13 protein-coding genes are annotated in these 13686 nt (G+C 40.5%); 5 read left to right on the forward strand and 8 right to left on the reverse strand.

What is annotated here, in order from left to right; genetic code table 11:
• Positions 1-476 precede the first annotated feature (476 nt).
• On the forward strand, positions 477-1526 hold the full coding sequence (locus ABJF11_RS11960; protein WP_348120091.1) for a HAMP domain-containing sensor histidine kinase: 1050 nt from the start codon (positions 477-479) through the stop codon (positions 1524-1526).
• Between the two features lie 27 nt (positions 1527-1553).
• Here the strand turns inward: ABJF11_RS11960 and ABJF11_RS11965 are convergent, their stop codons facing one another.
• Entirely contained in the window at positions 1554-4760 is a 3207-nt protein-coding gene (locus ABJF11_RS11965) for a two-component regulator propeller domain-containing protein (RefSeq protein ID WP_348120092.1), read from the reverse strand.
• 293 nt (positions 4761-5053) lie between these two features.
• Here ABJF11_RS11965 and ABJF11_RS11970 point away from each other — a divergent pair, with 293 nt between their 5' ends.
• The 4 genes from ABJF11_RS11970 (at position 5054) to ABJF11_RS11985 (ending at position 9443) form a co-directional block, all read left to right on the forward strand.
• Entirely contained in the window at positions 5054-5545 is a 492-nt protein-coding gene (locus tag ABJF11_RS11970; protein ID WP_348120093.1) for a nucleoid-structuring protein H-NS, read from the forward strand.
• 55 nt (positions 5546-5600) lie between these two features.
• Positions 5601-6146 carry a hypothetical protein gene (locus ABJF11_RS11975; RefSeq protein WP_348120243.1) on the forward strand — a complete coding sequence of 182 codons (546 nt, stop codon included), beginning with the start codon at positions 5601-5603 and terminating at the stop codon, positions 6144-6146.
• The gene (locus ABJF11_RS11980) at positions 6143-6976 is read left to right on the forward strand and encodes a hypothetical protein (protein ID WP_348120094.1); all 834 of its coding nucleotides are present in this window, start codon (positions 6143-6145) and stop codon (positions 6974-6976) included. The genes ABJF11_RS11975 and ABJF11_RS11980 overlap by 4 nt, the downstream gene beginning before the upstream one ends.
• Before the next feature lie 79 nt (positions 6977-7055).
• Positions 7056-9443 carry a hypothetical protein gene (locus ABJF11_RS11985; protein WP_348120096.1) on the forward strand — a complete coding sequence of 796 codons (2388 nt, stop codon included), beginning with the start codon at positions 7056-7058 and terminating at the stop codon, positions 9441-9443.
• Here the strand turns inward: ABJF11_RS11985 and ABJF11_RS11990 are convergent.
• The 7 genes from ABJF11_RS11990 to ABJF11_RS12020 all read right to left on the reverse strand — a co-directional run bounded on the left by ABJF11_RS11990 (position 9430) and on the right by ABJF11_RS12020 (position 13619).
• On the reverse strand, positions 9430-10389 hold the full coding sequence (locus tag ABJF11_RS11990) for an NAD(P)-dependent alcohol dehydrogenase (RefSeq protein WP_348120097.1): 960 nt from the start codon (positions 10387-10389) through the stop codon (positions 9430-9432). The two genes, ABJF11_RS11985 and ABJF11_RS11990, sit on opposite strands and share 14 nt — an antisense overlap.
• Positions 10390-10397: 8 nt before the next feature.
• Entirely contained in the window at positions 10398-10622 is a 225-nt protein-coding gene (locus tag ABJF11_RS11995; protein WP_348120098.1) for a hypothetical protein, read from the reverse strand.
• Positions 10623-10635: 13 nt separating this feature from the next.
• The gene (locus ABJF11_RS12000) at positions 10636-10821 is read right to left on the reverse strand and encodes a hypothetical protein (RefSeq protein ID WP_348120099.1); all 186 of its coding nucleotides are present in this window, start codon (positions 10819-10821) and stop codon (positions 10636-10638) included.
• Positions 10822-11076: 255 nt separating this feature from the next.
• On the reverse strand, positions 11077-11598 hold the full coding sequence (locus tag ABJF11_RS12005) for a hypothetical protein (protein WP_348120100.1): 522 nt from the start codon (positions 11596-11598) through the stop codon (positions 11077-11079).
• A gap of 36 nt (positions 11599-11634) precedes the next feature.
• Positions 11635-12018 (reverse strand): GntR family transcriptional regulator, encoded by a 384-nt coding sequence (locus tag ABJF11_RS12010; protein WP_348120101.1) that lies wholly within the window; start codon positions 12016-12018, stop codon positions 11635-11637.
• Between the two features lies 1 nt (position 12019).
• Positions 12020-12694: a hypothetical protein gene (locus ABJF11_RS12015; protein ID WP_348120102.1), complete on the reverse strand. Its 675-nt coding sequence runs from the start codon at positions 12692-12694 to the stop codon at positions 12020-12022.
• Between the two features lie 88 nt (positions 12695-12782).
• Entirely contained in the window at positions 12783-13619 is an 837-nt protein-coding gene (locus tag ABJF11_RS12020) for an ABC transporter ATP-binding protein (RefSeq protein ID WP_348120103.1), read from the reverse strand.
• Positions 13620-13686: the final 67 nt, after the last annotated feature.

Consider the following 13686-nt stretch of genomic DNA (forward strand, 5'->3'; position numbering starts at 1 on the left):
CTGAAATATGCATTAGATAATCTATTCCAATCATAAAGCACTTTGAAATAGACACTAAACATATATTTATTGAATCACCATAGCGGTGCTATGCCTCTTCAATATAAGTGACTCTTTCTTTGCGCTTTATAGCTTTCATCACGATTCCTAATGCATAAGTTTAACAAATGAATACACGCGCAAGTATGTATTCATTTGTTAATTCCCAAACGATGCACAACTTATGTTGCTCTGTCTATTTAAGTAGTTTAGTTACATTGCTGGCGCAATTTTTTGGAGAAAAGACGACTTAGTTGTACTTTGAAGATAGTATTGTCATCTGCGCTAAAAATGAGACAATACCAGGTCCAACTGGCTAAACTTTAAAATACCGACCAACTCTAACCTGACTGGAGTCCGTTTAATGGCATAGTTTGCTAGGATTGTCAGTCATGTTTAGCAGTGCTTGAACCTATGCTAAAGGTGTATAAGTGAGTATGTATTTTCAGAGTAAGGAGCTATTAGTCGTATTAAATCCTGTGATTCAAACAACGGAGACCGTTGGTGAGATGAATCTATGGTTTATACTTGGAATAGCCTTGATCGTCGTGATAGGGTCATATATCCTAATCCGATTGTACCTAAGAAGGTTAAAAATACAGCGTAGGGCCCTTGAGAAAAAGGTGGATAAACGAACCTCCGAAATTTCGAGACAAAAAGAGGAATTAAAAAAGGCCTACGAAGAAATCAAAACAAAGAACATTGCTATCGAAGAGGCTTTCGAGCATCTCACCAATTCGTTTGCCAAACTGTCAGATGTCAACAGAGAGAAGGATGGTATTATTGGTATAGTAGCGCATGATCTACGTACCCCTTTGAATAACATTGAAGGCCTGATTCAACTGGTCTCAATGGACGGAAATCTTACAGATGATCAAATAGACTACATCTCCAAAATTCGCCTGGTAGTAAAGCACGGCAATGAAATGATTCGTGATTTGTTGGACATCAGCCAAAATCAACATCAGGTTCGTGAATTATCACTATCAAAGTTCAATATTCACGACTTTATCGAAAACTGGCGAATTAGCTTTGCTGATGCGCTCTCATCCAAAAAACAGAAATTAGTGCTGGGAGGTGATTATCAATCTGTAGAGATGAATACCGATGCTGGTCTGCTGTCACGAATTCTGGACAACCTGATGTCTAACGCGATAAAATTCTCAAACCAACATAAGACTGTCAACATTGAAATCAATGCGGTAGATGATAAAGTCAAAATTATCATCAGTGATGAAGGTCCGGGAATAAGTGAAGAAGATCAGGCCAAAATGTTTAAACCATTTACCAGGCTCAGTGCACAACCTACTGCCGGCGAACCGTCTAATGGGCTTGGCTTATCCATTATCAAAAACCTAAGTAAGCAGCTTGGTGGCAAGATAGAGGTGAGAAGTCAGCTTGGATTAGGCACATCCTTCGATGTCACGATACCAATAGATGCAGAACTGATGCCCAAAAAGCCATCATGGTCTATGCCAACAAAATAATAAGCAAACCAAAAGACTTCGGTCAATTTAGCCCTCGTCGTTCTGTAAGTAATTATCTTTCTCAAGCATATCTTTGATTTCAAAGAGCACATCATCAAGGCTATTTGATTGACCTTTTAGCAGTTCTATTAGCTCTATCTTTTCTTCAGACGATTGCACAGTTTCAAAGAGTTGAATGATTCCCTTGATATTAGCTACAGGAACCCTAAGGTTATGAGCATTGACAAATGCGTAATCAGCGAGTTTTTTGTTTTTCTCAATTAACTCCATGGTACGGTCCTCTACCTTTTGCTCCAGAGCCAGATTGGCCTCTTCCGTGATTTGTTGCTGTCTCTTGATCTCTGCTGTACGCTCTAGTACTAGTTTTTCCAATTGCCTGTTTCTATCTTCGATATTCTCTTGTAACTCTTTCTGTTTGGTCAAAATTCTCACCGTGCGCCATCTGTCAAAACTCAATACTCCTATCAGCGCAAGTATCAGATAGATAACTCTGGCCCACCATTGATGCCACCAGGGCCTAACAATAACAAAAGGATAAGTCAGTGTATCACTCCATATGCCTGCAGTACCTATAGCTTTCACCTGGAATACATATTTCCCATAACTCAAATTCCGATATTCTGCCAAAATATTGCTACTCAGGTTACTCCAATTTTCATCCAGTCCTACCAACTTGTATTGATACTTGACCTTATGTGGAGCATGCCAATCTATAGCGGAAAAGTTGAAAGTCAAATGATTGAGGCTCTGATGAAGCTCCAGATTTATCGGATAATTCTGGTAAGGCATGACATCATCAAACGAGTCCGCGATTCGATCTCCGAATGGCAAAGTGGCTCTATATGACTCATCGTTCAGGTTTCTGAAATCGACAAACGTCTGACCGATGGAAAGGCTATTGAGTTGCAATACTGGCGCCGAGTTATTTGGCTTAATATTGTCTATATCCAACATGGTCAGTCCTTTACCTGTACCCCACCATATTCGATTTTGATCATCCAGGCATACAGAATTAATCACTACATCCAGTCCTTTGAGACCGTCAGACTGAATATAGGTGTTGATCTTGTAACTTTCAGTAGAGCCTGCCTCAGGGCTCAAACTGGTGATACCACCTTCTGTACCAATCCACATGGTTTGGTTTCTATCTTCAATTAGTGATAATGTGATGGGATTGACCAACCCATCGGTGTCGGTAAATGAGTACAACCGAAATTGCTGAGCCGATTCGTCGTACCTCAATGCATTGATTCCTTCATCTGTACCAATCCACATTTGACCATTAGTATCCTGATATATAGCATTGATACTATTATTTAGCAAGCCCTGCTGCTCTGAATAATTGGTAAACGACTGGCCATCAAAAATACTTAGCCCGCCACCAAACGTGCCTACCCATATTTTACCATCCTGAGACTCGTGTATATTCCAAATACGATCATTGGCAAGGCCGTCTTTCTTGCTGTATTCGATGAAATTTTCTCCATCATACTCTACTAAACCAGCACCTTGTGTACCGAACCATAAATGGCCATTTCTATCTTCGAGCATGGTATAAACATCGCGATGTGGAAATCCATCCTGTTCATCAAATCCGACGAACGTTTTCCCATCAAACTTAAAGACACCCGCTCCATACGTGGCAAACCACATGTCGCCCGACTGATCCTCCAGCATATCCATGACTGAATACTCCAAAAGACCTTCTTTATCCATATAATTACTAAAGCTACCTTGCTCATATTTATAAATACCCCAAAGATCGGAGCCAAACCACATGCTACCATTTCCGTCCTGAAATACTGACCATACAGAGTTTGAACTCAAGTGCTTCTGATCAGTAAAAGTGGTAAATGAATTAGTTCTAAACTTGGTTACACCTCCCCCATCTATACCAAACCACATGTTTCCATTTATGTCGGCATAGATCGACCTAATAAAATCATAGCTTAATCCTTCACCTTGTGAGTAAAAGGTAAATGAGGTCCCATCGGGGTCAAAATCTGGTTTATAACTCATTTTACAAACTCCACCACCATCAGTTCCCAGCCACATGTCACCATTGATATCCTGTTCGATATGCCAAATTCGATTATTTATCAGCCCTTGCTGTTTGCTATAGTTGATAAATTTTTCACCATCAAAAATGCTTAGTCCTCCTTCAGTTCCAATCCAAAGATTTCCATTATCATCCAGAAATAATGATTTCACATCGTTGTCCAGCAGCCCACAACTAGTATCAAAATTTTTAAAACTTTTGCCATCGAATCGGCTAAGACCGTCCCTGGTGCCAAACCATAGAAATCCCTTTTTGTCTTGTACTGTAGCCCATACGTTATTTCCGGCCAGCCCATGATTGGTAGAATAATTGGTAAATGAATCCTCTACTCCTCGAGAATATTTAGTCAATCCACCGCCGTTCGTTCCAAACCAAATATTTCCTTCCAAATCTTCAATGATAGTCTCAAGATAGATTCCACCGAAACCCTGAGCCAAACTATAATTAGTAAAGGTCTGACCGTCATACTTGCTGACCCCTGCTCCATCAGTCCCAAACCAAAGGTTGCCTTTTTTATCTTTGAGAATAGTGACGATGATATTGACGGGAAGGCCATGCCGCTCAGTGAAGGTCGTAAACGTACTTCCGTTATATCGTGTGACTCCTCCTCCATAGGTACCAAACCACATATTACCAAGGTCATCTTCATAGATAGCATCAACATAGGAGGATGGTAAGCCTTGCTCCACATCCAAAAACTGAATATCATAGAGAGCAGCATCCCTAAATCGCATGGCCTGTGCTGGCTTGGGTTCTGGCCACGAGGATAGAGTTACCTGTGGCGCGTATATGGTATCACCAAATTGCACCTGATAGCCGGATGGCGGAATGATCATGGATCTGGGTTTTGGGACGTTGGCTTGACCTGGTACTATCTCTTTAGCCGAGGCGGAATCAAACCGTGTATATGTTGGTCGCTTGGCTTTCACCTTCAGCAGTCTGTTACTCTTTGGTTTGGATTGATCAACGCTAACTACCCTTCCTTTTGCCTTCGTTGTTTTTAGTGAATCCTTATTGATGATCGTTGCATCAGGATTTCGCAACAATCCCTCATCGTTTAGTTTGACAATGTTAGATGATTTTGTAGATCGGCTCTGCTGTGATTGATTCGACTTCTTTTCACATGCTGAGAAGACAATCAAAAATATAAATACCGATTTGATGCATTTGGACATTATGTACTCTTGTGAACTAACTTTAATATAACCAAAAATGATAAGATGGTCAACCAGAGTTTATGTGATTTACCTGTTTCGCTATTTATAGACCTACGGAACAGCTGTGCCATAAATGATCAAAAAATGAGATAGCACTGGTTTATAGAGGTTATTATCTATTACTAATCAATTTGGTTGCAATTAAATAAAACGATTTTCTTGTCGTTAGTCTGAACTGGAACGCTATTTGTAGGTCCGAATCAAAAAAAATATTATCATCAATTAAAGAACACTTGTAAATGATCTCCCCAATGAAACAAAGTCGATTAATTGGCTCAGCAACCTCTTTTTTGTTCATCATTACACTACTAGTTGCTGCCAGCTCGTGCAAGAGTCGTAAAAACTTAAGTCAAATCAGCTCCCCTGTGGAAGAAGTAGAACCAGAAGTAGTTGAGAGCATTACTGAAGAGGTGGAAGAGATACCTGAAGTCGTGCCAAGAGTACCAGAGAAAATACCATCCAAAGAAGAGCGGCTATACAAGTATATGTCAAGTATAGCTTCATCTTCATCTACTGCCGCCGCCAATTCCAATATCAACGAAGCCATGACCATGTTTTCCAATGCTGAGGCGCCAGTATTGATCATGATATATAATGATGGGGCCTCCCCGGATTATGACGAACCTACTACGATCGCTAAATACCTTGATTATTTGAAGGATACTAAAAGCAAGCCCGCTACGGTCGAAGAAGTTGTCTATGACAGCAATGGTAAAATCAAGGAATTAGTACTAAAGAAATAACACTCATCAGAAAGCAACAAGAGATATGCAATTCATCAAATATATGATGCTGACTATGACCCTATTGTGGTCGATCAGCGCAACAGCACAAACAAAAGTAGACCCAAAAAGAAAACAAGCTATAGACTCACTTGCCTTGGAAAAGGTCAGAGATCTCAGCAAGTATATCAGTATCATTGGCGACAAAGAAACTCAGTTTTCTGAGGCTCAGCGTGTCATGGATCGAGCAGAAGAGCTATTTGCTACGGATAGTGAAATGGGTGTATCGTCACTCAGCAAAGAAGAAGTCACCTATTACAAAGTTAGAGAGTACTTCGAAAGACTGATGGCGCTAAACTATGACAAGGTAAAAATAGAATGGTACGATATCCACTATGTAAGCGACCTGGAGCAACAGCCAGACGGAACCTTCGTTGGAGTGATTACCATCTACCAAAGATTTGAAGGCAGCTCAAATGATGGTTCTTTGAACTACAAAGACACCACCAAAAAAGACATAACAATTTATGTAAAGAAAAAAGAGACTCAAATTGCTGGTAGAATTATTGAATTCTGGGATGTAATGCTGGGAGATATTCGAGTGACCGAAACTTCTTCATGAGAGCTACACTAATTGCAATTTTAACCATACTCAGTTTGCAATCCGCCTTTGCGCAAAGTCGCAGGGATGAGATGCGAGAAACTGAGAGCCAGCTCGAAGCTTCTACCAAACAGATCAATCAATTTTTTCGAAGATTCAATGGTGAGGAGGATGAAAAAGGGAAACGCTATTATGAAGGCGACAAACGCTATCGTGACCCTGCACTGAGAAGAAAGTATACACCGGTACTTTTTGATGCCCAAATCGCACGCAAGGACCCGGAGACTGTCAAGTCGTTCATAAAAACTGTTACAGATAAGCGGTCACCAGAGTATCTTGATTTTCACCATGATGATTGGTTTGCCGAAGTGCAAACCACCTTCGACTATAACGGCAAACGTATCACTGGCACTTTGTATATGAGATTGCAGCAGCAAGGGCAAGGATATGAATGGATCATTGAGGATGTATCGTTTCCAGTTTTCAACAGATGGTTTGATAAGGATACCACAGCCAATAAGAAATTTATGCATCCTATGAGCCATGAGCTAGGTTTTATGCCGCTAAAGAAAGCACTCAAGGATAATGATCATGCCGAGCAGTTTACTGCTAAAAACTATGAAACGGACTTCCTTAGCATCTTTCTTTTTGAATTGAATCAAGGACATTTGGAATTTGTATCAGTTAAAAATGTCAGCTTTCACTTTTTTGCGATTGATGATTATTATTTTGCTCTTTCCTATTTCAACCGACCTGGCTATAATTCTGGCTGGCTGATTTCAGGTATAGTGGAGCTTGCTAATCAGGATGAAAAACAACAAATGAAAGACTTTATCTATGGCAAAGGGTAGCTTAATCTCATCAGTATTTGAATAGTCTGCAACGTTCTACAAGATCATGTATCAACCCCAGGTATTTACAGCAAATAAGATGAAATACTATTTAACTCTCATTCTCCTTACTTGTTTTTATGTCGGTGAGGCTCAAACAGAAATTGATTCTGCGCAATTTGACGAAGTGCGCAGCATGGTCAAGTTCTATGAGTATTTTTTGAATACCCTGGGTGCGAGTACTACACCCTACCGAGATAAGCAAATCATAATCTCTGACAGTTATACCAAGATATTCAAAGATGATCAGGTACAAATCGAAGATGATCTACTTGCAAACCGACGAGTGACCACCAACAAGGATGTGACAGCGTATCTTAGAGACGTTGATTTCTTCTACGAAAACATCCGGTTTAGCTTTCAGGACATTCAGATAGAACAGCTCGACCACCCTAACGGTAATACCTACTTCCTTGCTAGTTTTGAATCCATATTGCAAGGAACTACGGTAGCAAATGAAGACTACAGCAGTGCAGGCAGACGGTTTATTGAGGTCAACCTTGACCAGGACAAAAACGACCTGAAAATAGTCAGCGTTTATAGTACCAAAATAAGTAGAGAAGAGGAACTTCGATTATGGTGGGATGGCCTGTCAATTTCCTGGAAGGAAATCTTTACGCAGCATGCCGTTTCCGATTCGGTCTCCACTGAAATCTTGCTACAAATAGGTGAGATCGATACCCTCATCATAGCTGGTAACTCTTTCATTTTCAACCTAGAGCCCTTGTCAGTACTCAAAGAACTGACACATTTGGACATCAGCAATACCAGAATAGATGATTTATCACCGCTGAGAAACATCAGAGCTCTGAAGCAATTAACAGCATCCAATACTAGAATCAAGCAAATTTCGCCCATACAATTTCAAAAGCAGCTCACCCATCTTGACTTATCCAATTCTGCACTCGTCGATCTCCAAGGCATAGAGGAAATGACAGCCATCGCATATCTGAATTTATCAGGTACCTCAATTATAGATTTCGAACCCATCAGGGCACTTAAGCATATAAAAAACATCAATCTATCCGGTACCACTCTTAATGATCCTACGATTCTAGCTACCAGCATGGCACTCGATACGGTGGATCTTTCCAGAACTGCTATTGACCACCTGTTTGTATTTCGGAGCCTACCAAACGTGCGATTTCTAAATCTGGCAGAAACCAAAATTGTCAACCTGAATGGGTTGGATAGCCATCCCAATCTGACCGAGCTGAACATCAATCACACAGCGGTAGAAAAACTGGATCCACTGACTAATTCTCCTCAACTAAGGACAATTAACGCGGATGCGTCAAAAGTATCCGAAGAGGTGGCTTCTGGCTTCATGGCCGATAATTCGAGAGTAGTGGTGATCACCAATAGTGCAGAGTTGCTCGAATGGTGGAAAACATTGCCAAAGAATTGGAAAACTGCCCTGGAAGCATATTTGACCAGTCACGTCACAATCGAAGAAGAGCTGGTTGTACTTTTGAATTTAGATTCTTTGAATCTGGCTAACAAGAATCTATATACTTCGGCTCCTTTGCAAAGATTCAAGCGCTTGCGCTCTTTGGATATCAGCCACAACGATTTTACTCAGCTGGATTTCACGGCTGAAATGTCAAACCTGGAAATATTGAAAGGACAAGGCTTGCCTATCCATAACACCAAAGGCTTGGGAAAAAACTTCAAACTGAAACATGTTGATCTGAGCGACTCAAAACTTAGGGAAATTCTTACGCTATCTTCATTGCCCAGACTAGAGGTTTTAGTAATAGATCAAACTTTAGTAGAGGAACCACAGATTGTGAAAGTATTGAGCTCTAATCCAGAGCTGGTCATTATCTATCAAACCGAAACACTCAATAATTGGTGGAAAGAACTCAACGAGACGTGGAAAAAGGGTCTTGGATTTTCCAGCCCATCCTCCTATGATTTACATCAAATGATTGAGCGGGATTCCATAAGTATAAGCAATCAAAACATCTCGACTTTGGCTCCTTTAAGAATTTTTATCCGATTAGAAAAAATCTCGCTTGACAGAATTAAAGTATTGAATTTGAAGGAGTTATATACTAATCAGAACCTGAAATCATTGACTTACACCAATAGTCCACTACAGGATCTCGAAGGAATCAGTCAGTTAGTGAATTTGGAATTTTTGAATATATCTAATACCGCCATAGAGGATCTAAAAGACCTCTACCATGTCCGATCGCTCAAGCATCTCAATTGTGCCGGAACCGGCATAAAAAACCTGCGAGGACTCGACGAACTCACAGGCCTTAGAAGCCTCAATGTCAGCAATACCAGAATCTGGCGGTTGGAGAGATTGTATCAAATGAAGGATCTCAAAACTTTTGTGTGCAACAATACACGACTCAGTCAGGCGAAAGTGGACCAGTTCCAGGCGATCGTACCAGAATGTACTATTACTTTTTATTAGTAATGATCACCTTGCCCCTCGCCCTACTTGTCTCGAGATAGATCATAGCTTCCCTGGCTTCGGCCAATGGGTAAGTCCTATCAATTACCGAAGAAATAATCCCAGTCTCCAAGAGTTCTTTAATTTTCAGCAAGTCTTCCTGATTTGCTTTAAAATCGACCATTTTGATGCGTCTGCCACCGAAAAGCCCCACTTTAATCAAATGCTCCATACCACCAAAGCCAACGACTGCACAATGACCACCAGGTGCCAGTAGATTCTTATAATCTCGTAGTGATAAATTACCTACAGCATCCAATATTAAATCATACTCTTCCTCATTCTCCGCTAAGTCATTCTGTGTATAATCTATCACATGGTCTGCACCGATTGACCTTACCAATTCGACATTTCTAGTACTACAAACACCTGTGACATGTGCTCGACAAGAATTTGCAATTTGTACTGCAAAGGTACCCACGCCTCCCGAGGCTCCATTGATAAGTACTTTTTTGCCCCATTTCTCAGTACCGAATTTCCTCAAGCCATGCCATGCGGTAAGTGCGGCTACTGGCACAGCAGCAGCGGCTTCAAAACTCAGATTGGCTGGTTTATGTACGAGTGCTTCTTCTGACACACAAGCATATTCAGCAAGTCCGCCAAGGCCAAAGTTAAAAATATCACCAAACACTTCATCGCCCACTTCAAACTGAGTGACCTCACTTCCGATTTCAATTACCTTTCCTGAGATATCAGCCCCAAGAACATTGAATTTTTTAGGTCTTAAGATTCCAGTCATCAATCGCATGAAATACGGCGTGCCACGCATCACATGCCAATCCAGCGGATTGATTGCTGTTGCATGTATATCAATCAGAACTTCACGTCCAACGGGAATAGGTGTCTCAATATCAGAATAGGTCAGTACCTCAGGCCCACCGTAGCTATAGTTAGTTATTGCTTTCATGTTTAAGATTAATCGGGAAGTACCTCACAGGTACAGCCGAACGTTTTCATAATGTCTATTACCTCTTCAGCATGTAGATTTTCTGTGGCTTCGATGCGCAATATTTTATCAACGTCCTGCAAGTCCATATTCCAAGTTATGATCTCAGGATGCTGGTTCAAAATCCATTCGAATCGTTTAATTCTGCCACAATAGGTGATATCCGTGCTGAAGACCAATATGTTGCTAATCATCACCGATTCCATATCAAACGCCTAAATAAGTCATGCCCTCATACACTAGAAATGCAGGCCATACGAGAGCTTTGAAAAAACCTCCTACTCCTAGCCAGAATCCAGCGGCTGTTGATATGAAGTAGTATGCGGCACCAATGAATCCCAGGAAATAGACGCAACTTCCTCTTGAACTAAAATTTTTATGACTGTCTTTCATGATGTATTGTATTTATGTGGTTTATAATATTTGAAATTAAGGAGCGGTATCAGTACATGCGAGCATGGCCTGACCGCTCCTGAGCTTTCGAACCCAATCAAAATGAACAAAGCGAAAGGTTCGAAAAATATTAGTGATGACCGTTTGATCGTTTGTCAAATAGACATCCTAGCCAGGGCATAACTATCCTGTACAGAGTAACTTCATGTTCAAATTGTTTAGTGGTTTATGTATTATGCAGCGTGATTATCTCTCTTATTTAAAAGGATCATCTACCTGTTCAATTCTGGAGTTTCCTGTGGTCTGATAGTAAGAATTGATAAATTCATTCTCATCACTTACCAGCAAGCTGGAATCCAGAGCAATCGAAATTGTATCTGATTTAAATTTCCTAAGCCACAACTCCGCACCTCCTGTAGCTCTGGCTCCACGGATAAAAGGTGTTACAATTTTGGCGTGTACCTCTGGTGTATTCTCACCATCGAGTCCCCTAATCGAGAGATACAAAGTATCATTCCTTTGTTCTACAATAGGCAAGTACCTGTTTTGGTCATCGAAGGCTACTTCCAGTCGATAACTTCTGCCTTGTCGCACTCGGACGTTCCAACTCCCTTTTACATCCAGATACTTGAAAGATTCAATTGAAAGCTCGGTTAGCCGATTTTGCTCTTCTTTTTCTGTATGTATCGACTTCAAATCTTTTCTAAGCACCATAAGGCTGCTTACAAATAATGCCAGCAATACCCCTGCTGCAGTCAATAATATTTTTTTACTCATTTGCATAATCTATTCGTTTTATTAGGCTCGTGCTAGTTAACTCCGGGCATTGGCCTTTTCGTCCTTCAAGTATTTTTGATAATACCTGTTCATGTCATCCATAGATAAATTGAGCAGACTCATGGTCTTAAAAAATCTAGGCAACTCCTGATTGATAAAATCTTCCTTTCTCAAGGTCTTCGTTTTGGTTAGCCCGTCAGCCGTGACAAAATATCCTATACCTCGCTTATTATGTATGATGCCTTTTTCTTGCAGGTATGTAAATGTTCTCATGACTGTATTAGGGTTTACTTCTATATTGATGGCCATCTCACGTACTGACGGAATGCGATCACCTGGTTTCCATTTTTCAAGTATTACATTTTCACACAGAAGGTCTGCTATTTGTAGATATATCGCCTGGTCGTCTCTAAATTCCATCTTATACCTCCCTATCTTTTAGTCCCAAATAGGTCATCACCCAACAGAATGGTGCAAGCAGCCACCAAAAAGACCAAGCAGCCATATTCCAGATACGATCAATTGCCATTCCTTCAAATGAACTGCTATCTGAGAAGCATTCATCACTCTCCAACATTAGATCATACATTGAGAAATACATGAGCAGGCCAACTATCAATCCGATGAGGATGATTGTAAAAAGTGTTTTTGGAAAAACATATCCTTTGAAATGGGCAGCCCCAACAAGAAATACCCCCTGGAGTACAAAATAGTATTTGATTGTAGACACGGCGTGTTTGCTGAGCGGATCAAAATTCTCAAACTTCATGTTGCCATCGATAAAAAGCCCAATCGGATTGGCAACAAGGGTATATAGGTAGTATGTGAAGCTATAGAGCACAATCCAGCCCATGGATGTCATTAGCCACATACTCAAAAATTTCTCGAAGATAGAAGCTGGTAGTGAAAGGTAAGTTTGGCTTTTTAATGAATCACTTAAGTCATTGAATGACAAGCTAGTAAGAACAAATCCTCCAACTATAAGTGTAAATGAATAGGCCTGTGTATGCTCAAACAATACAAGGGTATCATCCAATACAATAGTCAAGATCAACCCGAAGAAAAAGAGCATGCCAAAGGTGATTTCGAATGCCATGAATATCCCTCTTAAACTTCTAAACAATTCAAGTTTCAGAAGGTTAATAAATCGATTAATCTGGAAATAATTGTGCAACCCCATATTCTTAATTTTTGAATATTTGCTGAATTTTATCCTTGCTATTTACAACAGCATTAAACAAAATCTCAAGATTCATATTGGATTCCTCTTCGGAAGTATTCTCCTCAACTACCATGTGTCCGCCAAAGTTGGATTCTGTATAAACCACCTTTTCATGAGTGGGCAAAGCAGAGTGTTTGCTGACTTTTAGTTTCTTAGCAATAGCTTCGTAGGCCTCAAAAAAAACAATCTCTCCTTCGTCCAGTATGATGATTGGATCGATGAGATTCTCCATGTCTCGCGCCTGATGAGTAGAAATTACAAAACTGCGATGCTCATCTATGGCACTCGCCACTACTTTTCTAAACTGGCTTTTTGACGGAATATCAAGACCATTGGTTGGTTCGTCCAGAATGAGCAATCTACAATCTGTCGCCAGGCCAAACGAGAGCAGAAACTTCTTCTTTTGCCCATATGACATAGAAGACAATTTTTGATTAGAAGACAGATTGAATTCCCTGAGATATTCTGCGAAGAGATCATGATTGAAGCGTGGATAAAATCGACTGTACAAATCCACGTATCTATCCATACGCAGGGATGGCACATGAAATTCTTCGGTTACCAGATAGACTTCTTGAAGAAAGGCAGGATATCTCTCATGTGGAACAAATGCCCCAACTTGTAGGCTTCCAGATTTTGGAAAAATCAACCCTGCTATCAGTTTGAGTAGGCTGGACTTCCCTGCCCCATTCTTTCCAAGCAAACCATAGATGTTTCCTGGTGGCAAGGACAAACTAAGTTCGTCAAACAGGGTCTGCTTCTGACTATAACTGAATGTGAGATTCTCGATTTGAACCATAATTTATAGAACTAAATTAGTGTACTACCATACTAATACACCGCAATACTAAATAATGTTTCACAAA

Origin of the sequence: Reichenbachiella sp., assembly GCF_039941815.1 — a bacterium.
Lineage (GTDB): Bacteria > Bacteroidota > Bacteroidia > Cytophagales > Cyclobacteriaceae > Reichenbachiella.

Bases quoted from the DNA above. Each gene is read 5' to 3' on its own strand.
- ABJF11_RS11960 (WP_348120091.1), top strand. From the start codon at position 477: ATGTATTTTCAGAGTAAGGAGCTATTAGTCGTATTAAATCCTGTGATT.
- ABJF11_RS11965 (WP_348120092.1), bottom strand. From the start codon at position 4,760: ATGTCCAAATGCATCAAATCGGTATTTATATTTTTGATTGTCTTCTCA.
- ABJF11_RS11970 (WP_348120093.1), top strand. From the start codon at position 5,054: ATGAAACAAAGTCGATTAATTGGCTCAGCAACCTCTTTTTTGTTCATC.
- ABJF11_RS11975 (WP_348120243.1), top strand. From the start codon at position 5,601: ATGACCCTATTGTGGTCGATCAGCGCAACAGCACAAACAAAAGTAGAC.
- ABJF11_RS11980 (WP_348120094.1), top strand. From the start codon at position 6,143: ATGAGAGCTACACTAATTGCAATTTTAACCATACTCAGTTTGCAATCC.
- ABJF11_RS11985 (WP_348120096.1), top strand. From the start codon at position 7,056: ATGAAATACTATTTAACTCTCATTCTCCTTACTTGTTTTTATGTCGGT.
- ABJF11_RS11990 (WP_348120097.1), bottom strand. From the start codon at position 10,389: ATGAAAGCAATAACTAACTATAGCTACGGTGGGCCTGAGGTACTGACC.
- ABJF11_RS11995 (WP_348120098.1), bottom strand. From the start codon at position 10,622: ATGATTAGCAACATATTGGTCTTCAGCACGGATATCACCTATTGTGGC.
- ABJF11_RS12000 (WP_348120099.1), bottom strand. From the start codon at position 10,821: ATGAAAGACAGTCATAAAAATTTTAGTTCAAGAGGAAGTTGCGTCTAT.
- ABJF11_RS12005 (WP_348120100.1), bottom strand. From the start codon at position 11,598: ATGAGTAAAAAAATATTATTGACTGCAGCAGGGGTATTGCTGGCATTA.
- ABJF11_RS12010 (WP_348120101.1), bottom strand. From the start codon at position 12,018: ATGGAATTTAGAGACGACCAGGCGATATATCTACAAATAGCAGACCTT.
- ABJF11_RS12015 (WP_348120102.1), bottom strand. From the start codon at position 12,694: ATGGCATTCGAAATCACCTTTGGCATGCTCTTTTTCTTCGGGTTGATC.
- ABJF11_RS12020 (WP_348120103.1), bottom strand. From the start codon at position 13,619: ATGGTTCAAATCGAGAATCTCACATTCAGTTATAGTCAGAAGCAGACC.